This is a genomic window from Lysobacter spongiicola DSM 21749 (assembly GCF_900167055.1).
Classification (GTDB): domain Bacteria; phylum Pseudomonadota; class Gammaproteobacteria; order Xanthomonadales; family Xanthomonadaceae; genus Novilysobacter; species Novilysobacter spongiicola.
On record NZ_FUXP01000001.1, the window covers coordinates 25570 to 48207 of the forward strand.

The 22638-nt window shown below is 68.2% G+C and carries 26 protein-coding genes; 13 read left to right on the top strand and 13 right to left on the bottom strand.

Annotated elements, in window-relative coordinates; all coding sequences use genetic code 11:
- Positions 1-111: 111 nt before the first annotated feature.
- The 3 genes from B5D37_RS00145 to B5D37_RS00155 are packed head-to-tail and all read right to left on the bottom strand — an operon-like array spanning position 112 to position 1999.
- Positions 112-924: a DUF3618 domain-containing protein gene (locus B5D37_RS00145; protein WP_078756706.1), complete on the bottom strand. Its 813-nt coding sequence runs from the start codon at positions 922-924 to the stop codon at positions 112-114.
- Positions 921-1361: a phage holin family protein gene (locus B5D37_RS00150; protein WP_078756707.1), complete on the bottom strand. Its 441-nt coding sequence runs from the start codon at positions 1359-1361 to the stop codon at positions 921-923. Before B5D37_RS00150 ends, B5D37_RS00145 begins: the two co-directional genes overlap by 4 nt.
- Positions 1361-1999 carry a phasin family protein gene (locus tag B5D37_RS00155; protein WP_143814068.1) on the bottom strand — a complete coding sequence of 213 codons (639 nt, stop codon included), beginning with the start codon at positions 1997-1999 and terminating at the stop codon, positions 1361-1363. Before B5D37_RS00155 ends, B5D37_RS00150 begins: the two co-directional genes overlap by 1 nt.
- Before the next feature lie 374 nt (positions 2000-2373).
- Here B5D37_RS00155 and B5D37_RS00160 point away from each other — a divergent pair, with 374 nt between their 5' ends.
- Together B5D37_RS00160 and trhA are read left to right on the top strand one after the other, a co-directional pair.
- Positions 2374-2706: a zinc ribbon domain-containing protein YjdM gene (locus tag B5D37_RS00160; protein ID WP_078756709.1), complete on the top strand. Its 333-nt coding sequence runs from the start codon at positions 2374-2376 to the stop codon at positions 2704-2706.
- Between the two features lie 37 nt (positions 2707-2743).
- Positions 2744-3400 carry a PAQR family membrane homeostasis protein TrhA gene (trhA, locus tag B5D37_RS00165; protein ID WP_078756710.1) on the top strand — a complete coding sequence of 219 codons (657 nt, stop codon included), beginning with the start codon at positions 2744-2746 and terminating at the stop codon, positions 3398-3400.
- Here trhA and B5D37_RS00170 read toward each other — a convergent pair.
- Positions 3393-3986, bottom strand: a complete 594-nt coding sequence (locus tag B5D37_RS00170) for a DUF4136 domain-containing protein (RefSeq protein ID WP_234987652.1) — start codon at positions 3984-3986, stop codon at positions 3393-3395. The genes trhA and B5D37_RS00170 overlap by 8 nt on opposite strands.
- Before the next feature lie 178 nt (positions 3987-4164).
- Here B5D37_RS00170 and B5D37_RS00175 point away from each other — a divergent pair, with 178 nt between their 5' ends.
- Entirely contained in the window at positions 4165-4389 is a 225-nt protein-coding gene (locus B5D37_RS00175) for an oxidoreductase-like domain-containing protein (RefSeq protein ID WP_078756711.1), read from the top strand.
- 104 nt (positions 4390-4493) lie between these two features.
- Here the strand turns inward: B5D37_RS00175 and B5D37_RS00180 are convergent, their stop codons facing one another.
- Positions 4494-4955 (bottom strand): FKBP-type peptidyl-prolyl cis-trans isomerase, encoded by a 462-nt coding sequence (locus tag B5D37_RS00180; RefSeq protein WP_078756712.1) that lies wholly within the window; start codon positions 4953-4955, stop codon positions 4494-4496.
- 162 nt (positions 4956-5117) lie between these two features.
- On the opposite strand from B5D37_RS00180, the gene B5D37_RS00185 reads away from it, so the two are divergent.
- The 4 genes from B5D37_RS00185 to B5D37_RS00200 all read left to right on the top strand — a co-directional run bounded on the left by B5D37_RS00185 (position 5118) and on the right by B5D37_RS00200 (position 7442).
- Positions 5118-5735 carry a trimeric intracellular cation channel family protein gene (locus B5D37_RS00185; protein WP_078756713.1) on the top strand — a complete coding sequence of 206 codons (618 nt, stop codon included), beginning with the start codon at positions 5118-5120 and terminating at the stop codon, positions 5733-5735.
- Positions 5736-5808: 73 nt separating this feature from the next.
- Positions 5809-6408, top strand: a complete 600-nt coding sequence (locus B5D37_RS00190; protein ID WP_078756714.1) for a tetratricopeptide repeat protein — start codon at positions 5809-5811, stop codon at positions 6406-6408.
- A 1-nt stretch (position 6409) separates the two neighbouring features.
- On the top strand, positions 6410-6775 hold the full coding sequence (locus tag B5D37_RS00195; protein ID WP_078756715.1) for a DUF6164 family protein: 366 nt from the start codon (positions 6410-6412) through the stop codon (positions 6773-6775).
- Between the two features lie 88 nt (positions 6776-6863).
- On the top strand, positions 6864-7442 hold the full coding sequence (locus B5D37_RS00200) for a COG4315 family predicted lipoprotein (protein WP_159447309.1): 579 nt from the start codon (positions 6864-6866) through the stop codon (positions 7440-7442).
- 21 nt (positions 7443-7463) lie between these two features.
- Here the strand turns inward: B5D37_RS00200 and B5D37_RS00205 are convergent, their stop codons facing one another.
- Complete coding sequence (locus tag B5D37_RS00205) at positions 7464-8174, bottom strand: rRNA pseudouridine synthase (RefSeq protein ID WP_078756717.1); 711 nt, start codon at positions 8172-8174, stop codon at positions 7464-7466.
- A 72-nt stretch (positions 8175-8246) separates the two neighbouring features.
- On the bottom strand, positions 8247-8558 hold the full coding sequence (locus B5D37_RS00210) for an HPF/RaiA family ribosome-associated protein (protein ID WP_078756718.1): 312 nt from the start codon (positions 8556-8558) through the stop codon (positions 8247-8249).
- Positions 8559-8675: 117 nt separating this feature from the next.
- Between B5D37_RS00210 and B5D37_RS00215 the strand changes: the two genes are divergently transcribed.
- From B5D37_RS00215 to cueR, 3 genes are read left to right on the top strand one after another with little or no spacing between them, the layout of a single operon-like run.
- Positions 8676-9443, top strand: coding sequence for a sulfurtransferase (locus B5D37_RS00215; RefSeq protein WP_078756719.1), 768 nt, complete (start codon positions 8676-8678; stop codon positions 9441-9443).
- Between the two features lie 55 nt (positions 9444-9498).
- On the top strand, positions 9499-11949 hold the full coding sequence (locus B5D37_RS00220; RefSeq protein ID WP_078756720.1) for a heavy metal translocating P-type ATPase: 2451 nt from the start codon (positions 9499-9501) through the stop codon (positions 11947-11949).
- A gap of 1 nt (position 11950) precedes the next feature.
- Entirely contained in the window at positions 11951-12406 is a 456-nt protein-coding gene (gene cueR / locus B5D37_RS00225; protein WP_078756721.1) for a Cu(I)-responsive transcriptional regulator, read from the top strand.
- A 185-nt stretch (positions 12407-12591) separates the two neighbouring features.
- Here cueR and B5D37_RS00230 read toward each other — a convergent pair whose 3' ends face one another.
- Entirely contained in the window at positions 12592-13857 is a 1266-nt protein-coding gene (locus tag B5D37_RS00230) for a TIGR03862 family flavoprotein (protein ID WP_078756722.1), read from the bottom strand.
- A gap of 101 nt (positions 13858-13958) precedes the next feature.
- Between B5D37_RS00230 and B5D37_RS00235 the strand changes: the two genes are divergently transcribed.
- Positions 13959-15599, top strand: coding sequence for a serine hydrolase (locus tag B5D37_RS00235; protein ID WP_078756723.1), 1641 nt, complete (start codon positions 13959-13961; stop codon positions 15597-15599).
- A gap of 3 nt (positions 15600-15602) precedes the next feature.
- Here the strand turns inward: B5D37_RS00235 and B5D37_RS00240 are convergent, their stop codons facing one another.
- From B5D37_RS00240 to B5D37_RS00250, 3 genes are read right to left on the bottom strand one after another with little or no spacing between them, the layout of a single operon-like run.
- Positions 15603-16661 carry an ABC transporter ATP-binding protein gene (locus B5D37_RS00240; RefSeq protein ID WP_078756724.1) on the bottom strand — a complete coding sequence of 353 codons (1059 nt, stop codon included), beginning with the start codon at positions 16659-16661 and terminating at the stop codon, positions 15603-15605.
- The gene (locus tag B5D37_RS00245) at positions 16658-18274 is read right to left on the bottom strand and encodes an ABC transporter permease (protein WP_200809153.1); all 1617 of its coding nucleotides are present in this window, start codon (positions 18272-18274) and stop codon (positions 16658-16660) included. The genes B5D37_RS00240 and B5D37_RS00245 overlap by 4 nt, the downstream gene beginning before the upstream one ends.
- Entirely contained in the window at positions 18258-19310 is a 1053-nt protein-coding gene (locus B5D37_RS00250; protein WP_078756725.1) for an extracellular solute-binding protein, read from the bottom strand. Before B5D37_RS00250 ends, B5D37_RS00245 begins: the two co-directional genes overlap by 17 nt.
- Positions 19311-19468: 158 nt before the next feature.
- Between B5D37_RS00250 and B5D37_RS00255 the strand changes: the two genes are divergently transcribed.
- Positions 19469-20455, top strand: a complete 987-nt coding sequence (locus B5D37_RS00255) for an LLM class flavin-dependent oxidoreductase (RefSeq protein ID WP_078756726.1) — start codon at positions 19469-19471, stop codon at positions 20453-20455.
- A gap of 70 nt (positions 20456-20525) precedes the next feature.
- Here B5D37_RS00255 and B5D37_RS00260 read toward each other — a convergent pair whose 3' ends face one another.
- Positions 20526-20984: an FKBP-type peptidyl-prolyl cis-trans isomerase gene (locus B5D37_RS00260; RefSeq protein WP_078756727.1), complete on the bottom strand. Its 459-nt coding sequence runs from the start codon at positions 20982-20984 to the stop codon at positions 20526-20528.
- Between the two features lie 95 nt (positions 20985-21079).
- Here B5D37_RS00260 and B5D37_RS00265 point away from each other — a divergent pair, with 95 nt between their 5' ends.
- Positions 21080-21475, top strand: coding sequence for a host attachment family protein (locus B5D37_RS00265; protein ID WP_078756728.1), 396 nt, complete (start codon positions 21080-21082; stop codon positions 21473-21475).
- A gap of 45 nt (positions 21476-21520) precedes the next feature.
- On the opposite strand, the gene B5D37_RS00270 is transcribed toward B5D37_RS00265, so the two are convergent.
- A complete protein-coding gene (locus tag B5D37_RS00270; protein ID WP_078756729.1) occupies positions 21521-22636 on the bottom strand; it encodes a sterol desaturase family protein in 1116 nt (371 codons plus the stop codon).
- Between the last annotated feature and the right edge of the window lie 2 nt (positions 22637-22638).

Genomic DNA, 22638 nt, shown 5'->3' on the forward strand with positions numbered 1-22638 from the left:
GGGAACGGGATGTCACCGCATCCTACGCGAATGCAGGAAGGCGGACGCGGATGACCCGCGCCCGCCTTCATCCGGTTCAGCTTTTAGGACTGCGGGGCAGCCGGAGCCGGCTCAGAGGGAGCCGGTTCCTGCCGAAGGGCGTGTAACGCCGCCGTTGCCCGCCGTACCCGACGATGCCGAGGTTCGGGTGCCGGTTGCCGTGGCTCCCGTCGCGGAACTGCCAGGGGAGCGGCCAGTGCCGGTATCGCTGCCGCCAGAGGAAATGTCATGGCCCGCCTCGGAAGCTTTCCGGTAGCCTTCTTCCAGCTTGTCGCGCCCCTTGTCCATGAACCTGTCGCGGGTGGGGCCCATCAACTCGTCTTCCTTGCGGGTCGCCGGCAGCATGGCGCCGAGCAGCGCGCCCACCGCGATGCCCATGGCACCCAAGGCCAGCGGATTCTCGTCCATCATGTTGTGGACGCCCTCGTTGGCACGGCGTGCCCGGTCCTTGACCGAGTCCACCGCATGGTGGGCCGAGTCGCCGATGCGCTCACGCGCGGCGCCGATTTTCTCGCCAGCGTTGTGGCGGGCCTGCCCCACGCGCTCCCCAATACCCGGCTTGTCCGGGTGGGTATCGCTGGAGTAAGCGGTGGCGTGGCTGGTCGAATCGCCGTGGCGCTGGCCGGCCATCAGCCATGCGAGGCCCGCGGCGGTCAGCAGGGTGGGCATCGGGTTCTGCTTGACGGTGCGGGCGAGGTTACTGGTGAACTCGTGCCCGCCACCCTTGCCGCGGCTGATGACCATGTCGAAGATCTGACCGGGCGACATCTTGTTCTCGAGCGCGCCGATCAGCTCACCGATGTGGTTGCGCTGCTGGTCGATCTCACGCTCGAGCTGTGCCGGGTCCTTCTGGGACTGAATGCGAACGGTGTCCGAAGTGTTCATGGCGTCCTCCCGCGAATGGCGTCTTTGTCCTTGTGCAAGGAATTGATGGTGTGTTGTGGGCGCATGGACTCTTCGGTGAACTTCTTCTTGCCTGCCTGCACCATGGCGAAGCCGGCGAAAGTCACCACGCCACCGACGATCAGCGCAGCCAGCCAGGGCGCCACCACGTTGCTGAGGGCGTATACGGCTGCCAGCAACAGGATGATGAAACCGGCCATGGCGACCGCGCCTCCGCTGAGGACGGCACCGGCTGCTTCCTTGCCTTGGCGGAGGCTTTCGCGGGCCTCGCTCTTGGCCAGAGCGACTTCGTTGGTCAGCATCGCGGGGATTTCCCGCGCGAGTTGCTTCAGCAGTCCGCCGACGGAGGCGTCCTCGGTCGCGTCAACGCGGGTGGCCGCCGGGTCCGGTCGGTTTTCGAAGTTGGGTTGGGCGCTCATCAGTGGGTCCCTCCTCGTGTGGTGTAGCTGCTATCAGTGGAAGCAGTGGTGCCGGTGACACCCGTGGTGCCCGCCAGGTCACTTCCGGATCCCGTGGTGGTGCCCGTCGTGCCGTAGGTGGTTCCGGCGTCGTAGGAGCCGGAGGTGCGGGCCGTGTCGCGGCCGGTCTCGCTGTCGCTGGAATGGTCATGCCTTCCCGAAGCGCGTGCGAAACGCGAGAGGCCGAAGCCGATCGCGAGGCTTCCGGTGATGAAGAGCGCCGGGTTCTCGCGTGCCAGACGGGTGACGTCACGCAGCATCTCGTCGCCGCTCTTTTCCCGCAGCGAGGTCGACAGGCGGCTCATGTTTTCGGCCAGGTCGGACACGTACTCCGAAAGGTGGCCGATATCGTTTTCGGACAGCTGCGATGCAGCTGCCTTGACGCTGTCGGCCAGCGTGTCGACCTTGCCGGCGGCCGTACCGCGGGCCTCTTCGACGCGCTGCTTGCCCTCGTCCCGGGCCTGTTCGCCCAAGTGCTTGGCCGAATCCTTCAGGCGCTGCTCGTCATTACCGTTGCCCGTGGTGCCGGCTCGCGCGCCGGAGGCCGAGCCCTGCTGGGTACCGGCCTGGCCGTTCTGGTTCTGTGGGGGTGTGATCATGGGTTGCTTCTCCATGTTGGTGGCGGCCGCCAAGCACACGGATCACGGTCCTGTTGTTCCAGCGGCGGGAGTCCCGCCCCACGATGCCTGTCGGTCGAATCTGGCGGCCTGTGGCGACCGGCGTGACATCGTCTTCAGGAGCGTCGCCCTGGCCCGTCCGTGATTCGGAGGCGACGCGTTTACTTGTGCGCGGTGCATCTGTCGATGAACCGCTTGCCGAAGATAGTGCCGATACATGCGTGACAGCGCCGTAAAGCGTTGTGTTCAAAGGGTTTGCATGGCGGCCGCATTCAGCTCGCTTCGACATCTGGCGGCGCCCGGGAACATGGGGCGGGCGCCGTATAATCGATGGCTGTCTTCACGAGCGGACCCTGATGGCCGACACACCTGCATGCCCCCAGTGCGGCATGGCGAACACCTACCCCGATGGAGCCACCCTTGTCTGCGCCGACTGCGGCCACGAATGGGTGGAAGGGGAAGCCGGCGATGCGCTTTGCGTCCGCGACACCCACGGCAACGTGCTGGCCAACGGTGACACGGTGGTTGTCATCAAGGACCTCAAGGTCAAGGGCTCCTCGATACCGCTGAAACAGGGCACCGTCATCCGCAACATCCGGTTGGTGGAGGGCGACGAGGAACACATTGAAGGGCACTCCGAGAAGATCAAAGGGCTGGTGCTGAAGACCTGCTTCCTCCGGAAGGCTTAGCCATCGCGCCGCCGCGAAAAGCCGCTACCATCGGCCCATGCGCAGGCGTACTGAAAATGCGGGAACAGAGGTCGCCGACCCGGCCGAAGAACTCGCCAATGCGTTGACCCACGGGCTGGGAGCGGCCGCCGCGCTTGCGGGCGGAGCAGTGCTGGTGACATTGGCCGCCATCCACGGCGATGGCTGGCAGGTGGCAGGGGCGATCGTATTCGGGGTCTGCCTGTTGCTGCTGTACCTGGCGTCGACGCTGTACCACGCCATCAGCGAGCCGGTGGCGAAGGGCAGGTTGAAGGTCTTCGACCATTGCGCGATCTACCTGTTGATCGCGGGCACGTACACACCCTTCACCCTTGTCGGCCTGCGCGGCGCGTGGGGATGGAGCCTGTTCGCCGCGATATGGGCGCTTGCGCTGGCCGGGGTGGTGTTCAAGCTGTTCTACACCGGTCGCTTCAAACGGCTGTCGACGCTCATCTACCTGGCCATGGGCTGGCTGGTGCTGGTGGCGGTCAAGCCGCTGTGGGCCGCGCTCGACACATGGACGCTGTCATGGCTGTTCGCCGGCGGCGCCTGTTACACCCTGGGCACGATCTTCTACCACCGCCCCTCGATCCGGTACTCCCACGCCATATGGCACCTGTTCGTGGTGGCCGGTAGCGTCTGCCACTACATATCGGTGATGGCCCAGGTCATCTGACCGGCGGCGCGGTGCCGGCCTGGAAGGGAAAGGCTTCGAATATGGCGGTGACCGCGCGATCCGCTTCGGCTGCCCGCTCGGCCGGGCTGCGCTGCACCACCCGCCCGATGGCCGATCCGGTCCACACCAGGTGGTTGCGGTCTGCATCGACCAGATCGATGGTCAGGGTCCCTTCGGTGTACTGGTTCACCTCGGTGTCGTCGTACCAGACGGGTACCCCAACGTAGCTCCTCGCCCGATAGCTGTAGAAGTAGTGCACGTCACTGCGCGGGATGCTGTAGACGTTCGTCTTCTCCCGGATCACGCCCTGGAAGTTGACGCGGAGGTCGGGATCGGTGTCATCGAACACGTAGCCCCGGCGGTCCATTTCCCGCCGTACGCTGCCGCGGATCTGTTCGGTGAGGTAGCTGGTATAGCCCGACTGCTCCATTGCGATGGGGTCGTAGAAGGCGTAGGTCTGGAAGCGGCTGAAGTCGGTCCGCGGGTCGGCGTCGGTGCTGACCCGCGGGCCGGTGGCGCAAGCGGCCAGCACGAACAATGCGAACAGGGCGGTCAGGACACGGGTGAGGGCGTGGTGCGGGCGCATGCGGCCTCCTGGAGGGCGGACGTCTTGACGGCCGGATCGCACGGGCCGCCGTTATCATGGTCGGCAGAACCGGGCCTCTGCAGCCGTGGCCCGGGCGCAATCGAACGTTAGGCCGTGTACCGGCAGCGACGTGTGAAATCGCCGTCGTGGCCTGGCGGCTGGCCCCGGAGAGAGATACATGGGCGCACCCCGATCCCCCACGGGAGGACCCGCCACCACCGACCCGCCGAAGCCATCGCCGCCGGAGAAGCCACTGCCCGGCGACTGTTGCGACGGTGGATGCGACCCTTGCGTGCAAGACATCTACGCGGAAGAGCTGGAGGCGTACGAACAGGATCTGCGGCGCTGGAAGGAACGGGCCGGCCGTGGCGGTGCAGCTGGCGGCGAGGCGGCCGGCGGGTAATCAGGCAGGTCGCTCGCGCACGTGCCCAAACACGCGCCCAAAAAAGAACCCGCGCAATGCGCGGGTTCCGTCTGGAAGCGGTGCTTCCTGGGGAGTGCCTGCCGTCAGCCGACCCGGCCCTGCTCCTGCTCCTCGCTGGAGGCTTCGCGCACGTCGGTGACTTCCACCGCAAAGTGCAGCGTCTGGCCGGCCAGGGGATGGTTGCCATCCACCGTGACCTGCTCTTCCCCGACCTCGGTGACGGTGACCAGAAGCGGCCCGTGCGCCGTGGTGGCCTCGAACTGCATGCCGGCCTCGACCTTGTCGACGCCCTGGAACGCCGCGCGCGGCACCACCTGGACCAGCCCGTCGTGGCGGGGGCCGTAGCCTTCTTCCGGGGGGACGTCGGCCTGCAGCTTGTCGCCCGCGCTCTTGCCTTCCAGCGCCTTCTCCAGGCCCGGCACGATGTTGCCGGCTCCATGGAGGTAGCTCAGTGGTGCGTCGGCGGGCGACTTGTCGATGACTTCGCCGGCGTCATTGGTCAGGGTGTAGTGCACCGTGGCAACACGGCGATCGGCGATTTCCATGGGGAACCTCGCAAGGTAGATGGGAGTGGGGAGGTGCACCGGCAGAACCACGGCGCGATAGATGTTTCGCCGGGCAGGCTAGGGAAAACGGGCGCGGATGGCAACCGCGGCGCCGCTCCGTGTCATTCTTCCGGGCCCTGATCAGTGGCGGCCGCCCGGACCATGGACCTGTTCCTGCTTGTTCTCGATTTGCTCGGCACCTTCGTGTTCGCGATCAGTGGCGCGACCGTCGGCGTGCGCAACCGGCTGGACCTGTTCGGCGTGCTGGTGCTGTCGTTCGCGGCCGCGACGTCCGGCGGCATCGCGCGTGACGTGTTGATCGGCGCCACGCCGCCGGTGGCCCTGGTCAACTGGCACTACCTCGCCGTCGCCTGCGTCGCCGGGCTGGTCACCTTCCACCGGTATGCGGATATCGAGCGACTGCGCAACCCGGTGCAGTTGTTCGATGCAATGGGACTGGCGCTGTTTGCCGTTTCCGGCGCGACCAAGGCCCTGGAGTTCGGCCTGGGGCCGGTGTCGGCGACCCTGCTGGGAATGTTGACCGGCATCGGCGGGGGCATCGCCCGCGACATGCTGGTGGCGCGCACGCCGGTAGTCTTGCAGGCGGATCTCTACGCCGTGGCCGCGATGGCGGGTGCGGCAGTGGTGGTGGCCGGGCACTGGCTGGCGTTGCCGGAGGCGGCGGTCGCCGTAGCCGGTGCCCTCATCTGCTTCGGACTGCGCTACATGTCCATCAGGCACGGGTGGGGACTCCCGGTTGCGCAACACAGGGATCCGTGAACCAGCCTCCGGAGCGGATACCATTACCGGTCCAGTGGCCGCATATGCGGCCCGTGGCCTTCGGAGGCACCTGATGCAACTGGCGAGACTCAAGACCATGGCTGCTTTGGCCCTGTGCGTGGGCACCCTGGCGCTGGTCGGCGGATGCGCCACGATGGCAGGCGGGGGTGAGGGCCCTCCGGGTTACGACGACCACATGGCCGATGGCGCAGCGGCACTGGAGCAGGGACAGCCGGCGCGCGCGCTGCAGGCGTTCGAGCGTGCGGCCGCCCGGGCGCCCGCCCGCAAGGAACCATGGCTGGAGACTGCCCGCGTGCGCACGACGTCGGGACAGCCGGTACGCGCGCTCTCCGCCGCGCAGGAAGTGTTGGCGAGGGACCCGGCCGATGCTGAAGCGCACGAGCTGTTCATCCACAACTCGCTCGTTCTGGCCGAACGGGCCGCAAGCAGGCTCGGCCGGGGCGAGCCCGCGGCCGCGTCCGCCCACCTGGCGCAGGCCCGCAGCATCGTCGACCACCTCACCGCCGTCTTCGGTCTCGATGTCCTGCCGGAAGCCGCGCTCGTGGAATATGCCGACCAGGTGCTGTCCGCCTACAAGGCGCAGCGGCCGGGGAAGAAGGCAGAGGAAGCTCGCAAGTCCGCCGATCCGCTGGACGTCCTGGGCGGGGACTGACGTGGGCCGCCTGCTCCTCAACCTGCGCATGGTGCCCGAGGACGAGAGCCGCGAGGTCCGGGAGATGCTGGACGCGGCGGGCATCGGGTTCTACGAGACCGCGCCCAGCCGGTGGGGCATCTCGCACGGCGGAATCTGGGTAACCGACGAGGCCGACATGGCCAAGGCCAAGGCGCTGATGGCGGACTACCAGCGCGAGCGGCAGCGACGCGCCAGGGCGGAGCACGAAGCCGCCGTGCGGGAGGGCAGGGACGAGCGTTTCATGGATGTCGTACGGGGCGATCCGCTCCGGGTGCTGCTCACAGCGGCAGCCATTGTCGCCCTGCTGCTGCTTGTGGCCCTGCCTGCGATCCTGCTGCGGAACTAGCCGGCCCCTACGGGCACATGCCGACTCCACGTTGACATGGCTTGGCCTATTGGTGGTGTCCTTCCGTATACGGCAAGGGAGTAGATGCATGAAGACACCAATGACCGCCATCGCCACCGCGCTGCTCGCGCTGGGCCTGGCTGGCTGCAACGACAACCGTCCCGCGGACGCCGAAGACCAGATTGGCGACACCCGCGGGGAAGAAGTGGGGGACGTGGGTGGCACCCTCGCCGGTGCGGCGCCGGCCGAGCCCGCCATCGATGGCCGGCTGCCGGCCGCGGGTGCGGAAGCAACCGACGGCCGCCTCGATGTTTCGACGGAAGGCCAGTCCGGCGCCTACCTCACCGACAGTGCGGGCAGCTCGCTCTATACCCTCGAGGATGACAGCGACGGCAGTGGCTGCGTCGATGCGTGCCTGGATGCTTGGCCGCCACTGCTGGTGGGAGATGTCGCGCCCAGCGGCAGCGAGCGGCTGCAGGCGGGAATGGTGGGGACGATCGAGCGTGAGGATGGCAGCAGCCAGGTCACCTACAACGGCCACCCGCTGTATCGATATGCGGCGGATACAGGCACCGGCAGGACGGCCGGCCACGGGGTCGAAGACCAGTGGGGCCACTGGTACCTGGTGACACCGGAAGGCGAGCGCATGGAAGCCGGTGCCGAGTAGGAAAGGCCGCGGCCAGCGGCATTAGAACCGCTGGTCGCCCGGGAGGTAGCGCCATTGCCCGACAGGCAGCTTGTTCAGGCCGACGCGTCCGATCCGCAGCCGCCGGATCGCCACGACCTCGAAGCCAACCTGCGCGCACATCCGGGGCAGCTGCCCCGGATGGACATCCTTGATCGCGAACCGCAAGCGGACCTCGTTCTGCCAGCTGACCTTGCAGGGCGGCAACGTCCTTCCATCGATGACCATGCCGCGGGAGAGGCGGGACAGGGTGTAGGGGCCGGTTTCCCCCTTCACTTCCACCAGGTATTCCTGCTCCAGGCGCGGTCCATCCTCCTTGATGCGGCGCGCCACTCGCGGATCCTGGCTGAAAACGACCAGTCCACTCGCATCCCGATCCAGTGGCATCAAGGGCTGCAGGTGCGCGAAATGGCGTTGCAGGAGGCGGATGCCTGACGGGTCGCCGTCGAGCCGGTTTGCTGGAGCGGCGAGTGCGCCGGCCTCTTCCATCGAGACTCCGGCAGGCTTGTGCAGCAACAGCGTGGCGGGCTCCGTTGCCTGCGGATCAGCCGCCTCATCCACCTCTACAGTTTCCGCATCGACCATCGTCTGCGGGGTTTCCACGACCTGGCCATCCACCCGGACCCATCCGCCCTCGATCAGTTGTTCCGCCTGCGCGCGTGAGCAGCGGGCCAGGTCGGCGACGCATCGGGAAAGCCGGGTGGGGTCTGGCATGGGGCTGGGGAACGGTGGCGGGCGCACAGTCTAGGGACTATGGCGCCGCGCCGGTGGATCTGGAGTGCCCGATCAGGCCCCGAGCTTGCCGAACGAAGAGTCGAGGACGCGTTGCAGCTTCCTGGCGGCGCCCGTCACGGCGGCCCGGACGGTGTCCGCATCATGGCTTGCGACCACCGGCGGACGGTTTTCCACGCGCGCCTCCATGGTGCAGTGCTTGTCGTTGTCACCCGACTTGCCGCCATTGACGTCGCTGACATGCACCTCGACCCGGAGGATCTGGTCGCCGAAGCGGCCAAGCGCGGTCTCCAGCGCTTCCTGGGCGTGGTTCACCAGCGACTCGTCTGCCTGCACGTTCTTGTCGGTGTTGAGCTGGACCTTCATTCATCATCCTCCGGGGGCAATGGGCGGCGGTGCCGGCTGGCGGCGCCGCGATTGCCCCTACCGTAGCGTCCTTTCCATGGAGGGCGCGAGAAGGCCGCGGCGGGATAAAATCCCCGGATGATCCTGAACCTCGCCGCTTACCACTTCACGCCCGTCGCCGACCCCGCGATGCTGGCGGCCCGCCTGCGCGTGCGCGCCGAAGCCGCCGACCTGAGGGGGACGATCCTGGTCGCGGGGGAGGGACTGAACATGTTCCTGGCCGGGCCCGAGCCGGGCGTGGTCTCGTTCGTCGCGGAGCTGCGCCAGGACGAGCGCTTCGCCGACATCGTGGTCAAGTACAGCCGCAGCACGTCGCAGCCGTTCGGCCGCCTGAAAGTGAAGGTGAAGCCGGAGATCATCAGTTTCCGGCGCGATGGCGCGTCGCCGCTGGAGGGACGGGCGCCGGCGGTGGCGCCAGGAGACCTGCAGCGCTGGATCCAGCGTGGCCGCGACGACGACGGCCGGCGGCTGGTCCTGCTCGACACCCGCAATCGGGAGGAAGTGGCCTACGGCACCTTCGAAGGCGCGCTGACGCTGCCGATCGACAATTTCACCGAGCTCCCCGAAGCGCTGGCGCCCCACCGCGAGATGCTTGCCGACGCGACGGTGGTGAGCTTCTGCACCGGCGGCATACGGTGCGAGAAGGCGGCCTTGTGGCTGCGGGCGGACGGCATGGACAACCTGGTGCAGCTGGACGGCGGCATCCTGGGCTACTTCGAGCATGTGGGCGGGGCGGGATACAGCGGCGACTGCTTCGTGTTCGACGAGCGCGTGGCCCTGTCGCCGGCGCTGGAACCGCTGCGCACCGGCACTGCCCCGGCGGACGGAGCTCCTGCCGCCGCTTGACCTTCCCATGGTGGTAATCGGGACGATCGTCCCAACATCCTGTCCTGGAGCCACCATGACGAGCGCACAGACCGCCAACCTGCAATCCCCGGGATTCCGCTTCGGCGTCGGCGGGATGACGTGCGCCTCCTGCGCCGGCCGGGTCGAGAAGGCGCTGCTGGCAGTGCCGGGCGTGTCCACGGCAGAGGTCAACCTGGCTACCGAGCAGGTGGAAGTGCATGCATCAGGGGAGGTGACCGCCGGCACCCTCACCGACGCAGTGACGGCGGCCGGCTACCGGCCCGCCACCAGCTCGGTCGACCTTGAGCTGAAGGGCATGAGCTGTGCCTCCTGCGTGGGACGTATCGAGAAGGCGTTGCGCGCGGTGCCGGGCGTGGTGGAAGCGACGGTCAACCTGGCAACCGAGCGTGCGCGCGTACAGGTGCTGGGCGAGCCGGATCCATCGCGACTGGCGGCGGCCGTTGCCGATGCGGGTTATGCGGCGACGGTCACGGCGCCGTCCGCTGGTGCTGCAGGGGAAATGCGGGAGGGCGACCCCCGCGTCCGCTTTTCCCAGCCGGGATCGCAGGAGCTGCGGCACCTGGTGTTGGCGGCGCTGCTGTCGGCGCCGCTGGTCTTGCCGATGCTGGGCCTGCCGCTGGGACTGGACTGGATGCTCCCGGGATGGCTGCAGTGGGCACTGGCCACTCCCGTGCAGTTCTGGCTCGGTGCCCGCTTCTATCGTGCCGGCTGGGCTGCGTTGAAGGCGCGCACCGGCAACATGGACCTGCTGGTCGCGCTCGGGACCAGCGCGGGTTACGGCTTGAGCGTGTTCAACCTGTTCGCGGAGGGCGCCGTGCACGGCGGCAGCCACCTCTATTTCGAGGCATCGGCGGTGGTCATCACCCTGGTGCTGCTGGGCAAGTGGCTGGAGGCGCGTGCGAAGCGACAGACCACGGAAGCCATCCGAGCGCTGCAGGCCTTGCGTCCCGACACCGCGCGGGTGCTGCGCGACGGCGTCGAACAGGAACTTCCGCTGGACCAGGTCAGGGTGGGCGACGAGGTCATGGTTCGTCCGGGTGAGAGGATCCCGGTCGATGCCGAAGTGATTGAAGGTCGTAGCCATGCCGACGAGTCGCTGATCACCGGCGAGTCCCTGCCCGTGGCCAAGGAGCCGGGGGACCGTGTCACCGGGGGCGCATTGAACGCCGAAGGGCGCATGCGGCTGCGGACCCTGGCGGTCGGTTCCGAGACCGCGCTGGCCAGGATCATCCGGCTGGTCGAGGATGCCCAGGCAAAGAAGGCACCCATCCAGCGGATCGTCGATCGCGTCAGTGCCGTCTTCGTGCCCGTGGTGCTGGTCATCGCCGTTGCCACTGTCCTGGGCTGGGGGTTGGTCGGCGGGGACTGGGACGCGGCGATCCTCAACGCGGTGGCGGTGCTGGTCATCGCGTGCCCGTGCGCACTCGGCCTCGCGACGCCAACGGCAATCATGGCCGGCACCGGCATCGCCGCCCGCGCCGGCATCCTGATCAGGGATGCGGAGGTGCTGGAGGTGGCCCGATCGGTGCGTGTGGTGGCCTTCGACAAGACAGGCACTTTGACCGAAGGTCGTCCGACCCTGGCCGTGCACCAGGCGGCGGACGGGGACGAGCCGGCGCTGCTGCGACTCGCGGCCGGGCTACAGTCCGGCAGCGAACACCCGTTGGCACTCGCAGTGCTGGAAGCCGCGGCGTCCGCCGACATTGCCGTGCCATCCGCAGAAGGCGTGGAAGCGTTGGCCGGCCGTGGCCTGGCCGGTCGCATCGAAGGCCGCGAGCTGCGGTTGGGAAGCACGCGGCTGATGCAGGAGGAAGGGGTGGACCTTCGCGGGTTCCAGCAGCGGGCGGACGAACTGGCGGCGGCCGGACACAGCGTATCCTGGCTCTCCGAGCGCGTGTCCGGCGGTGGCCGTCTCCTGGGGCTGCTCGCCTTCAGCGACGCCCCCCGCGCCGCGGCCGCCGAGGCGATTGCCGCGCTGCACGCGCGCGGGATCCGTACGGTCATGATCAGCGGGGACAACGCGGGCGCGGCCAACGCAGTGGGCACGGCGATCGGCATCGACGATGTGCGGGCTGAGGTGTTGCCCGGGGACAAGGCCGATGCGGTTGGCGCGCTGGGAGGCGACGGCCCGGTGGCGATGGTCGGCGATGGCATCAACGACGCCCCCGCGCTGAGTGCAGCCGATGTCGGCATCGCCATGGGCAGCGGCAGCGACGTGGCGATGAATGCCGCCGGCATCACGCTGATGCGCCCTGATCCGCGGCTGGTGGCCGATGCGATCGACATCTCGCGCCGCACCACCCGCAAGATCCGGCAGAACCTGTTCTGGGCATTCGTGTACAACGCCATTGGGATCCCATTGGCCGCCGCGGGCCTGCTCAGCCCCGTGGTAGCGGGGGCCGCGATGGCGCTGTCGAGCGTGAGCGTGGTGTCCAACACGCTGTTGCTGCGGCGCTGGAAGCCGCGCTCATCCGGAGGGAGGTGACATGCAGGCAAGGACGGTTCGACCCGAACTCGCGCAGGCACGCGCCGACGGCATGCACAACATCGGCGAGGCCGCGCGGCTGAGCGGCGTGTCGGCGAAGATGATCCGCCACTACGAATCGATCGGCCTGCTGCCACAGGCCGCGCGGACCTTTGCCGGCTACCGCATCTACTCCGAGACCGACCTGCACCGGCTCCGCTTCATCAAGCGCGCCCGGTCGCTGGGGTTCCCGATCAAGCAGATCGAAACGTTGCTGGAGCTCTGGGACGACCGCGAGCGCAGCAGCGCCGAGGTCAAGCGCATGGCGCTCGCGCACGCGGAAGAACTGGGCAGGAAGATCGAGGACATGCAAGCCATGCAACGCACGCTGGAGCAACTCGCCCGGCGGTGCCAGGGGGACGGACGACCGGACTGCCCCATCCTCGATGACCTCGCCGGAAGCAGCCCACCCCGCTGACGCCGGCGCAGACCCTGCATCGGCCCCTGCCGTCGTGTAGGAGCGATGTCAGTCGCGACTCGATAACCCTCTACCCCTGCGCTATTCCCCCACCCGCGGGACCCCAAACGCCTGTAGGAGCGGCTTCAGCCGCGATCTGGAACCGGCGCAGGCGGGCGGCGCCCCGATCGCGGCTGAAGCCGCTCCTACACGGGGTAGGCGGGGCGGCCGCGTTTATGGCGGATCCAGTCGACCGCGCCGAGTCCGGCGCGCCGTCCGCTTGCGAAGCAGGCGGTCAGCAGGTAGCCACCGGTAGGCGCTTCCCAATCGAGCATCTCGCCGGCGCAGAAGACGCCCGGTGCCGCCGTCAGCATCAGGCGCTCATCCGTTGCTTTGATCCTGATGCCGCCGGCGCTGCTGATGGCTTCGGCAACGGGCCGTGGTCGTTGCAGGCGGAGTGGCAGGCGCTTGATTGCGCTGGCCAGTGCGGCATCGTCCGCCATGCCGTCCCTGCCCAGCACCTCGTGGAGCAGGGCGGCCTTTACGCCGGTCACTCCGGTCTGCCGGCGCAGGTGGTCGGTCGCGCTACGACCGGCGCGGGGGCGGGCGAGGTCCGTCTCCAGGCGCTCCCGGGTTCGTCCGGGGGCAAGGTCGAGCCATAGCCGCGCCTCGCCATCACGTTCGATGGACGCCCGCAACGTTGCGGAGAGGGCGTAGACCAGGCTCCCCTCGATTCCGGTTTCGGTGACAACGCACTCGCCCTGCCGCGAACGTTCGCGTCCGTCCTCCAGCCAGTGCGCGACCACCGGCTTCAGCGGTGCGCCCGCATGCCGCTCACGAAAGTGACCGCTCCACCCGATGTCGAAGCCGCAGTTCGCCGGGACCAACGGCGCGAGATCCACGCCATGCCCGGCCAGCCATTCCTGCCAGGCGCCGTCGGAACCCAGCTGCGGCCAGCTGGCGCCGCCCATCGCCAGCACGGTCGCCCGTGCCCGGAGCCGCCGCTCACCGGCAGGCGTTTCGAACGTGAAGCACCCGTCACCGTCCCAGCCGGTGCACCGGTGGTCGACGTGGAACCGGACGCCCTGATGGCGCAACCGGCGGACCCAGCCACGCAGCAGGGGGGCGGCCTTGCGGTCCATCGGGAAGACGCGGCCGGAGCTGCCGACATAGCTATCCACGCCGAGGCCACGCGCCCACTCGCGCAGTGCTTCCGCATCGAACCCGTCGAGCCACGCACCCACGTCCGTGGCGCGCTCCCGGTACCGTGAGTCGAAGGCCGGACGCGGCTCGCCGTGGGTCAGGTTGAGCCCGCCCTTGCCAGCGATCAGGAACTTGCGGCCGACCGATCCCTTGGCTTCGAACAGGTCGACTTCAACCCCCGCGTTGCGCGCCACCTCGGCAGCCATCAGGCCGGCCGGACCGCCGCCGATGATGGCGATGCCTGGCAGAGTCTCGGGGTTCTCGAACATGGCCTGTGCGGGTGGCGGCGCTCCATTATGCAGGCGCAGGCGCCTGACCTGCCGGTGCTGGGGTATGGTCCCCCGCTGGCGAAGTGCACTCGGGAGCAGGCATGCGTGATTCCATCGGGACGAGGGGCAGGGGGAAGGCCGGGTATGCGGTAGTGGTGCTGCTACTGGGCCTGCTGGCGCCCGGCGTCGGGGCGGCACGGGTCGCAGCGTCTCCGCCGCCAGCGCTGGCGCAGTTCGACGCGCACGTCGAGCGGGTCCGTGAAGCGTTCGACGTGCCCGGTGTCGCGGTGGCGATCATCCGGGATGGCGAGGTGGTGCTTCAGCGCGGCTACGGAGTCCGGGACCTCGAGACAGAAGCGCCGGTGGACGAACACACCCTGTTCGCGATCGCCTCCAATACCAAGGCGTTCACCTCTGCCTCGCTGTCGATGCTGGCCGACGAAGGCAAGCTGGACATGCGCGACCGGGTGGTCGACCACCTGCCGTGGTTCCGCATGTCGGACCCGTACATCACCCGCGAGATGCGCATCCGTGACCTGCTCGCGCACCGCAGTGGTCTGGCCTTGGGCGCCGGCGACCTGCTGTATTGGCCGGGCACGGATCTGTCGACCGAAGAAGTCGCCCGCAGGCTGCGCCACGTGCCGATCGAGGGCGGCTTCCGTGAGCGGTATGCCTACGACAACATCCTGTTCGGCGTCGCGCAACTGGTGGTCGAGGCCGCCAGTGGCCAGTCCTACCGCGAGTTCCTGGACCAGCGCATCCTGCAGCCGCTGGGCATGCAAGGCACGCGCTTCAACAGCGACTTCCTGCAGCCCGGCGACAATGTAGCCACCGGTTATTCCAAGGCCGACTTCGAGACGCTGGTGCCGGCGCCGCTGATGTCATGGGGCAACGTGTCCGGCGCCGGCGGCATGTACTCCAGCGTCCACGACCTCACCCAGTGGGTGCGCATGCACCTGGACGGCGGCGAGTTTGAGCGGTCCCATGGCGGGACAGCCCGCCTCTTCAGCGAGGAGCGCCAGCGTGCGATGTGGTCGGTGCTGACGCCGATCCCGGTGGGCGAGCCTTCCAGCATCCCCGCACTGGCTGCCGCACAGGCGGATTTCCGTGGCTACGGCGAGGGCTGGCACCTGTCCGACTACCGGGGCGAAAAAATGGTCTGGCATACCGGCGGCTGGCCCGGCTTCTATTCGCGCATCACGATGGTGCCCGAGCGCGGCCTGGGCATCATCGTCCTGACCAGTGCCGAAGTGTCCGGTGCCTTCAACGCGGTGACGATGCAAGCACTGGATGCCTTGCTCGATGCCCCGCCCACCGACTGGGTCGCCGCCTACACCGAGGCTGCCGCGAACCGTGCCGGCGAGGCCGAGTCGGACTGGCAGGCGCACCTCGCCGCCCGGGATGCCGGGAGCCGCCCCTCATTGCCAGTCGCGGACTACGCGGGGACCTACCGTGATCCCTGGTATGGCGACGTCCAGGTGGAGAATGCGAAGGGCGGGCTGCGTATCGCCTTCAGCCACACGCCCTCGCTGCGCGGTTCGCTGTCGCACTGGCAGCACGATACCTTCATCGTCCGCTGGGATGAGCGCTGGCTCAATGCCGATGCGTTCATCACATTCTCGCTCGATGTCGATGGCGCCATCCGCGAGGCCAGGATGGAGGCGATCTCGCCGATGACCGATTTCAGCTTCGATTTCCACCACCTGCGGTTGCAGCCCGCCAAGGGAGACGATCCCGGCTAGCGGCTATGGTCCTGCCGGTTCGCACGGCCCCTCGAACACCACCACGTGTTCGAGATCCAGCCGGATGCCGATGGCATGGCCGACCGCGTGGTCATGGTGGGAAGGCACCAGGGCCTGCACGATGTGGCCGCTTTCAAGCCGGAGGGTGTAGAGGAAGTCGGCGCCCCGGAAGTGGCGTCGCACGATCACCGCCTTCAGCGTCGCGTCGTCGTCGTGGACCACGTCGTCGGGGCGCAGCAGCATGTCCACTTGCGACCCGGCTGGCGACGCCAGCTGGCGGTCGGCGGCCAGCACGCCCAGTTCGGTGGACACGTGTCGCTCATCCACTACCCGGGCCGGCAGCATCACGCCCTCGCCGACGAAGCCTGCGACGAAACGGCAGGCGGGGCGGTGGTAGAGATCGTAGGGGCTCGCCCACTGCTGCAGGTGGCCCCGGCCGATGACACCGATCCGGTCGGCCATGGCGAAGGCCTCGGCCTGGGAGTGGGTCACCAGCAATGCGCCCACGCCCGTCGCCTTCAGTGCATCGCGTACTTCCACCGCCAGCCGCTCGCGCAGTTCCGGGTCCAGGCTCGAAAACGGTTCGTCCAGCAGCACCAGCCGCGGCTGCGGCGCCAGTGCCCGTGCCAGTGCAACCCGTTGCTGCTGGCCGCCGGAGAGCTCGTGGGGGTGGCGGGCGGAGAACTCGCCCAGGCCCACCAGCTCGAGCACCTCGCGGGCGCGCGCCTCGGCTTTCGCGCGGGAATGGCGGAACAGGCCGAAGCGCACGTTGCCAAGCACGTCCAGGTGCGGGAGCAGGGCGTGGTCCTGGAACACCATGCCAATCTGCCGGCGCTCCGGCGGCAAGTGCACGTCCGCGCCCGCCAGTGGCTGCCCATTGCAGAGGATCCGGCCGGCCAGCAGCGGCTCGAAGCCAGCGATGGCCCGGAGCAGGGTGGTCTTGCCGGCACCGGAGGGCCCGAGCAGGCAGCCGATCTCGCCCTCCTGCAGCACCAGCGACGCGTCCTGGACCACCTTCCGGCCCCGGTAGCCTACGGCGACACCGTCGAGTTCAAGCCTCATCGGGTCCCCCTCCGCGTCATGGCGACCACCGGCAGCAGCCCGACCAGGGCGATCGCGAGCGACGGCACCGCCGCGCGGGCGTATTCGCCTTCGCTTGTGAGCTCGAACACGCGCGTGGCGAGGGTGTCCCAGCCGAACGGACGCATCATCAGGGTGATCGGCATCTCTTTCATGGTATCGACGAAGACCAGCAGGGCGGCGGTGGCGAAGCTGCCTCGCAACAGCGGCCAGTGCACCGTGCGCAACTGGCGCGTGCCGGTGACGCCGAGGCTCCGGCTGGCCTCCAGCAGGCTCGGACGGATCCTCAGCAGTCCGCCAGCGACCGGCGCGTGGGCCACGGCAAGGAACCGGATGCCGTAGCCCACCAGCAGCAACACCAGTCCGCCCTCCAGCACGAGGTCCAGGCCATGCCGCTCCGCGAGCCAGGTCGAAAGGCCGGCCACCGGAACGTAGAGGCCGATGGCCAACAGGGCGCCCGGCAGTCCATAACCCAGGGTCGTGATCCGGGTGACCGTGGTGGTGACGGCTCCGGGCTGCTCACGCGCGGACAGGGCGACGACGAACGCGGCGGCGGTGGTCAGTATCGCCGCCATCGCGGCAAGCGAAAGGGCGTTGCGCACCGTGCGCAGGTAACGCGCATCGATGTCGTCAAGGTGTGCGATTCCTTCTGCGAGCAGTTGCGCAATGGGGAGAAAGAGCGCCAGGACCAGCACGGCCGCGCAGAAGCCGGTCGCCCAGCCCCCTCGGCGGCCCAGCGGGATACGCTGGGCGGGTGTTGCGCCTACGGACACGAACGACTGCCTCCGCCGCGATGCCGCTTCCAGCGCCACCAGGGCGAGTACGACCAGCAGCATGACCGCTGCGATCTGCAGGGCGGTATCAGTGGAGAAGAGGGAGAACCACGCCTTGTAGATTGCCGTTGCGAAGGTGTCGTAGTTGAACGCGGACACCGCGCCAAAGTCGGCCAGGGTTTCCATCAGGACCAGCAACGTGCCGCCAGCGATCCACGGGCGCGCCAGCGGCAGGCTTGCGCTGAAGAACGCGCGCCACGGCCCCATCCCCAACGCACGCGCCGCTTCGATCGCGCGGCCACCCTGGCTGGCGAACGCCTGGCTCGCCACCAGGTACACGTAGGGGTACAGCGACAGCGTCATCACCGCGACCAGGCCACCGCGGGAGCGGATTTCCGGCAGGGACGTGCCCGCGCTTTCGCGGAGCCAGCCGGCCAGCGGCGACGCATAGTCGAACAGGCCGATGAAGGCAACGGCCAGCACGTAGCCGGGCAGCGCCAGCGGCAGCACCAGCAGCCAGGAGAACACCCGCCGCCCGGGGAACTCGCACAACGCCACCAGAGCGGCCAGCGCGGTGCCCAGCACGGCGGTGCCGGCGCCGACCCCGAGCAACAGCCAGAGTGTGTTGATGCCCGCCCGTGGCAGCACGTACTGCCACAGGTGCTGGACGGTGGCTTCGTCCGGGCGGAACAGCGCTGCCAGCGTCGCCAGCAGCGGTACCAGGGCCGGCACCGTCAGCGCGATGGCGAGCCAGGTCCAGCCGCGCACAGGGATGCCCGGCGCGGGCCGGGCATCCCATGGTTGCTCAGCGGTAGCCGGCACGGTCCATCAGCTTCACCGCCTCGGCCTGCATCTCACCGGCCTGCGATACGTTGATCAGGTCCTGGCGGTACTGGCCCCATTCGCTGATCAGCTCGGCAGTAGGTACCTGCGGGTTGGCCGGGTACTCGAGGTTCTCGCCGGCGAAGAGGCGCTGCGCTTCCCCGCCCGACAGCCATTCGATGAACTCCCGGGCTGCTTCAGGATTCGGCGCGTGGCGGGTGACGCCTGCACCGGACACGTTGACGTGCACCCCGCGCTCGCCTTCGGCTTGGTTCGGCCAGAACACCGTCACCGGCAGGCCGGGGTTCTCACGCAGCGCCCGCCCGAGGTAGTAGGTGTTGGTGATGCCCACGTCGCAGCGGCCGGCGGCGATCGCTTCGATCACGGCGTTGTCATTGGACATCGGCGCGGCGGCAAGGTTGTCCACCCATCCCTTGACCGCGCGCTCGGTTTCCTGCTCCCCGAGCGAGGCCATCATCGTCGCCACCAGGCTCTGGTTGTAGACCGCGCTGCTGGTGCGCAGGCACAGGCGACCCTTCCATTTCGGATCCGCGAGGTCCTCATAGCTCGACAACTCGCTGGCAGGGGCCCGCTCGGGATTGTGGATGATGGTGCGGGCGCGCACGGACAGCCCGAACCAGCGGTTTTCCGGATCGCGCAGGTTCTCCGGAATGTTCTGTTCCAGCGTCGCCGACTCGACCGGCTGCAACAGGCCCAGGTTGGCGGCCTGCCACAGGTTGCCTGCGTCGACGGTGATGAACACGTCCGCCGGGCTACGCGTGCCTTCCGCCTTCAGGCGCTCCATCAGCGGCGGGGCCTTGTCGGTCATGTAGGTGATCTCGACGCCGGTCTCTTCCGTGTAGCGGTCGAACAGCGGTTTGACCAGTTGCTCGTTGCGGGAGGTGTAGACGACCAGCTCCGTCGGAGCGGCGGCGGCAGGGGCTGCATCGGTCGCCGCGTTGTCTGCGGGCGCATCCGTGCCTGAACAGGCAGCCAGGGTGATCGCGATCGCGGCGGAAAGGGGCAGGTGGCGCATGGAGCCTCCGGAGCTGTGCAAATGAGAATCGCTATTGTCTGACAACTCCGGATTGTTTGCTTGGGGGAATCCAATCGAAGTCGTTCGCGGTCGCCAGCTGGAAAGCCAGCCGTCCCACCCCCATCTGTCCCTGTATCCCCCAGAACGAGATTTCCGCGATGGTGCCGTATTCGCTGCTCGACCTCGCCCCCGTGACCGAAGGTTCGGATGTCGGAACCGCGCTCGCGAACAGCCTCGACCTGGCCCGGCACGCCGAGCAATGGGGCTACCGCCGGTTCTGGCTGGCCGAACACCACAACATGCCGGGAATCGCGAGTGCCGCGACGGCGGTGCTGATCGCCCACGTGGCTGCCGGGACGTCCACCATCCGGGTCGGCGCGGGCGGCATCATGTTGCCGAACCATTCACCGCTGCAGGTGGCCGAGCAGTTCGGGACGCTCGCCGCGCTGCACCCGGACCGGATCGACCTGGGCCTGGGACGCGCACCGGGTACCGACCGCCCGACCATCCGCGCCTTGAGGCGCTACTCCGAAAGCGCCGACGCGTTCCCGCAGGACGTGGCGGAGTTGCTGCACTACTTCGAGCCGGCCCAGCCGGGCCAGGCCGTGAGGGCGGTGCCGGGGGCGGGCATCCAGGTGCCGGTGTGGCTGCTGGGCTCCAGCCTTTTTAGTGCCCAGCTGGCTGCCGCGATAGGCCTGCCGTTCGCCTTCGCCTCGCACTTCGCGCCGGACGCGATGGACGATGCCCTGGCGCTCTACCATCGCGAGTTCACGCCCTCGGCACGGCTCGCCAAGCCCTACGTCATGCTCGCGCTCAACGTCGTCGCGGCGGAAGACGATGCAGAAGCCCGGCATCTGTTCACCACGCAGCAGCAATCGTTCGTGAACCTGCGTCGGGGCCAGGCAGGTCTGGTGCCACCGCCCATCGACGATATCGAGGCGTGGTGGAGCCCGGTGGAGAAGGCAGGGGTCGAGCGTGCGCTGGGATGCGCCGTCATCGGCGGCGCTGAAACGGTGAAGCGCGGCATCTCGGACTTCGTCACCCGCTACCGCCCCGACGAGCTGTTGCTCACGGCCAACATTTTCGACCACGAAAAGCGCCTGCGCTCATTCGAGATGGCCGCCAAAGCCATGGCCCCCCTGTAGGAGCGGCTTCAGCCGCGACCGGGGTCCGGCACATGCCGGCCGGCTCCCGGAATCTCCACGGACCCCGCTACTAAGGAGACTGCTCCACCCCCACCAGCTCCACCTCGAACACCAGGGAGGCATTCGGTGGGATCACGCCGCCCGCGCCATTGCGGCCGTATGCAAGATCGGCCGGGATCATCAGCACCCGCTTGCCGCCGACGCGCATGCCTGCCACGCCTTCGTCCCAGCCGCGGATGACGCGACCCGCGCCCAGCAGGAAGCTGATCGGCTCCCCGCGCCCGCGGGAGCTGTCGAACTGCTCGCCACGCTGCCGTGGCGCATCCTCGTCGTAGATCCAGCCGGTGTAGTGCACTTGCACCTGGCTCCCGGGGCGCGCCACGGGCCCTGTTCCCTCCGCAACGTCGACGCGCCGCAGTTCCGCGACGCTCCCCCCGGGCGGCGGCCCGGGCTGGCTGCACGACGTCGAGAGCGCGAGGGCCAGCAGGGCGGTCGCGCCGGCATGGATCCACCTGGGCAGGTTCAGCATTCGTTCCACTCGTTGGCAGCGGGGCGTACAGGCTACACGCGCGGATCACCTGATCGGACCTAGCGTGCACCACAACGGTCCAACCAGGAGCAGCAATGGAATCGATCCCCACCGACGCCTTGGTCGTCGTCGCAGACGGCGGCGGAGCACGAGTCTTTCGCAATCGCGGCGATGCCCGCCATCTCTCCCTCCATCAGTTCGAGATGCGGGAACTGATGAACATGAACGATGAGGGTCCGGCCGGTGTGCAGCCCGATGGCGATACCGGATACCAGATCGACAAGGCCACCTTCGCGAAGCAACTGGCGCAGTGGCTGAACGACGGTGCGTTGAACCGCAAGTACGACGATCTGGTGCTCGTGGCTGACGAACACACCCTCGGCGAGATGCGACCGCTGCTGCACAAGGAAACACAGCAGCGGATGAGGCGGGAAGTCGCCAAGACCCTCACCAACTCGACGCTGGATGACATCCAGAAGATCCTGTCCTGACCGGGCAGGGTCCCTCGGCCCGTCGCCGCCCCTGCGGCGGCGGGTCTATTCTTCGCGGCCTACGAAATCCCCGTACTTCTCCTTCGGGGCCAGCGGCATCAGGGATTGCGGCCAGATGCCGCGCGGCACCGTTTCCAGCTTCATCACCCCGTACTCTTCCGGCCACTCGCCAGCCGGTGGCCGCCTGAAAGTGCCCATCAGCATGTCCACCAGCGGCAGGTGGATGGCGTAGTTCACGTCCAGGTAGTCGGCGTGGCGCGCGTGGTGCCAATGGTGGTAGCGGGGCGTCACCAGCACGTACTCGAGCCAGCGGAAGTCCAGCCGCACGTTGGCATGCGCGAGCACCGCCTGGATGCCGACGAGGATGACGTAGGCATTGACCGCCTCCGCGGAGAAACCCAGCACCACCAGCGGCAGCAGCACCATGGTGCGCGTCATGAGGATCTCGGCGATGTGGATGCGCGAACCGGCAAGCCAGTCCATGCGGCGGCTGGAGTGGTGCACCGCATGGAAGCGCCAGAGCCACGGCACGTTGTGGTACGTGCGGTGCAACAGTGCCTGGGCAAGGTCGGCCAGGAACACCGCCAGCAGGAACTGCGCCCACACGGGGAAGGACTGGATGTATTGCTGCAGCGCCGGGAACGCCGCGAACGCCGCCACTGCCGAAGTGGATGCGGTGACCGCGATCAGCACGAACTGCACCAGCACGTGGCTCATGAAGAAGTAGCCCAGGTCCGTCCGCCACTCGCGCCGAAGCGGCGACATCGGCCGCACGGCGAGCATCTTCTCGATGGGGATGAACACCAGGGCCGAGAAGAACAGCGAGATCACGAACCAGTCCAGACCCAATGAGAAGGGCGTGGGTTCGATCTGCTTGAAATGCACGGTGGCGCCGCCCAGCAGCACCGCCAGCGCAGCGCTGCAGACGCCGACGGTGGCCACCCGCTTGTTGCGATTGCGCAGGATCGCCAGCGTGCCCAGCACGAATGCCGCGACCAGCCCGGCCAGCAGCAGGTGCCGGGCGAACTGCTCGGTGTAGACCGTGCGGAACTCACGGCTGGTCAGCACGTCCGGAAAGTGGAAGCACAGCACGCCGAGCAGGGCGGACAGCCCCAGGCCGGCGGACAGGTGGGCGAACCAGGAGCGGGACGTGCGATCCATGC

What these genes read in the sequence shown, in the direction of transcription:
- B5D37_RS00250 (WP_078756725.1), bottom strand. Translation starts at nt 19,310, where the DNA reads ATGCGCCACCTGCCCCTTTCCGCCGCGATCGCGATCACCCTGGCTGCC.
- B5D37_RS00260 (WP_078756727.1), bottom strand. Translation starts at nt 20,984, where the DNA reads ATGCTGAACCTGCCCAGGTGGATCCATGCCGGCGCGACCGCCCTGCTG.
- B5D37_RS00160 (WP_078756709.1), top strand. Translation starts at nt 2,374, where the DNA reads ATGGCCGACACACCTGCATGCCCCCAGTGCGGCATGGCGAACACCTAC.
- B5D37_RS00215 (WP_078756719.1), top strand. Translation starts at nt 8,676, where the DNA reads ATGATCCTGAACCTCGCCGCTTACCACTTCACGCCCGTCGCCGACCCC.
- B5D37_RS00190 (WP_078756714.1), top strand. Translation starts at nt 5,809, where the DNA reads ATGCAACTGGCGAGACTCAAGACCATGGCTGCTTTGGCCCTGTGCGTG.
- B5D37_RS00255 (WP_078756726.1), top strand. Translation starts at nt 19,469, where the DNA reads ATGGTGCCGTATTCGCTGCTCGACCTCGCCCCCGTGACCGAAGGTTCG.
- B5D37_RS00240 (WP_078756724.1), bottom strand. Translation starts at nt 16,661, where the DNA reads ATGAGGCTTGAACTCGACGGTGTCGCCGTAGGCTACCGGGGCCGGAAG.
- B5D37_RS00230 (WP_078756722.1), bottom strand. Translation starts at nt 13,857, where the DNA reads ATGTTCGAGAACCCCGAGACTCTGCCAGGCATCGCCATCATCGGCGGC.
- B5D37_RS00185 (WP_078756713.1), top strand. Translation starts at nt 5,118, where the DNA reads ATGGACCTGTTCCTGCTTGTTCTCGATTTGCTCGGCACCTTCGTGTTC.
- B5D37_RS00175 (WP_078756711.1), top strand. Translation starts at nt 4,165, where the DNA reads ATGGGCGCACCCCGATCCCCCACGGGAGGACCCGCCACCACCGACCCG.
- B5D37_RS00220 (WP_078756720.1), top strand. Translation starts at nt 9,499, where the DNA reads ATGACGAGCGCACAGACCGCCAACCTGCAATCCCCGGGATTCCGCTTC.
- B5D37_RS00155 (WP_143814068.1), bottom strand. Translation starts at nt 1,999, where the DNA reads ATGATCACACCCCCACAGAACCAGAACGGCCAGGCCGGTACCCAGCAG.
- cueR (WP_078756721.1), top strand. Translation starts at nt 11,951, where the DNA reads ATGCAGGCAAGGACGGTTCGACCCGAACTCGCGCAGGCACGCGCCGAC.
- B5D37_RS00150 (WP_078756707.1), bottom strand. Translation starts at nt 1,361, where the DNA reads ATGAGCGCCCAACCCAACTTCGAAAACCGACCGGACCCGGCGGCCACC.
- B5D37_RS00235 (WP_078756723.1), top strand. Translation starts at nt 13,959, where the DNA reads ATGCGTGATTCCATCGGGACGAGGGGCAGGGGGAAGGCCGGGTATGCG.
- B5D37_RS00265 (WP_078756728.1), top strand. Translation starts at nt 21,080, where the DNA reads ATGGAATCGATCCCCACCGACGCCTTGGTCGTCGTCGCAGACGGCGGC.
- B5D37_RS00270 (WP_078756729.1), bottom strand. Translation starts at nt 22,636, where the DNA reads ATGGATCGCACGTCCCGCTCCTGGTTCGCCCACCTGTCCGCCGGCCTG.
- B5D37_RS00205 (WP_078756717.1), bottom strand. Translation starts at nt 8,174, where the DNA reads ATGCCAGACCCCACCCGGCTTTCCCGATGCGTCGCCGACCTGGCCCGC.
- B5D37_RS00170 (WP_234987652.1), bottom strand. Translation starts at nt 3,986, where the DNA reads ATGCGCCCGCACCACGCCCTCACCCGTGTCCTGACCGCCCTGTTCGCA.
- B5D37_RS00210 (WP_078756718.1), bottom strand. Translation starts at nt 8,558, where the DNA reads ATGAAGGTCCAGCTCAACACCGACAAGAACGTGCAGGCAGACGAGTCG.
- trhA (WP_078756710.1), top strand. Translation starts at nt 2,744, where the DNA reads ATGCGCAGGCGTACTGAAAATGCGGGAACAGAGGTCGCCGACCCGGCC.
- B5D37_RS00145 (WP_078756706.1), bottom strand. Translation starts at nt 924, where the DNA reads ATGAACACTTCGGACACCGTTCGCATTCAGTCCCAGAAGGACCCGGCA.
- B5D37_RS00200 (WP_159447309.1), top strand. Translation starts at nt 6,864, where the DNA reads ATGAAGACACCAATGACCGCCATCGCCACCGCGCTGCTCGCGCTGGGC.
- B5D37_RS00180 (WP_078756712.1), bottom strand. Translation starts at nt 4,955, where the DNA reads ATGGAAATCGCCGATCGCCGTGTTGCCACGGTGCACTACACCCTGACC.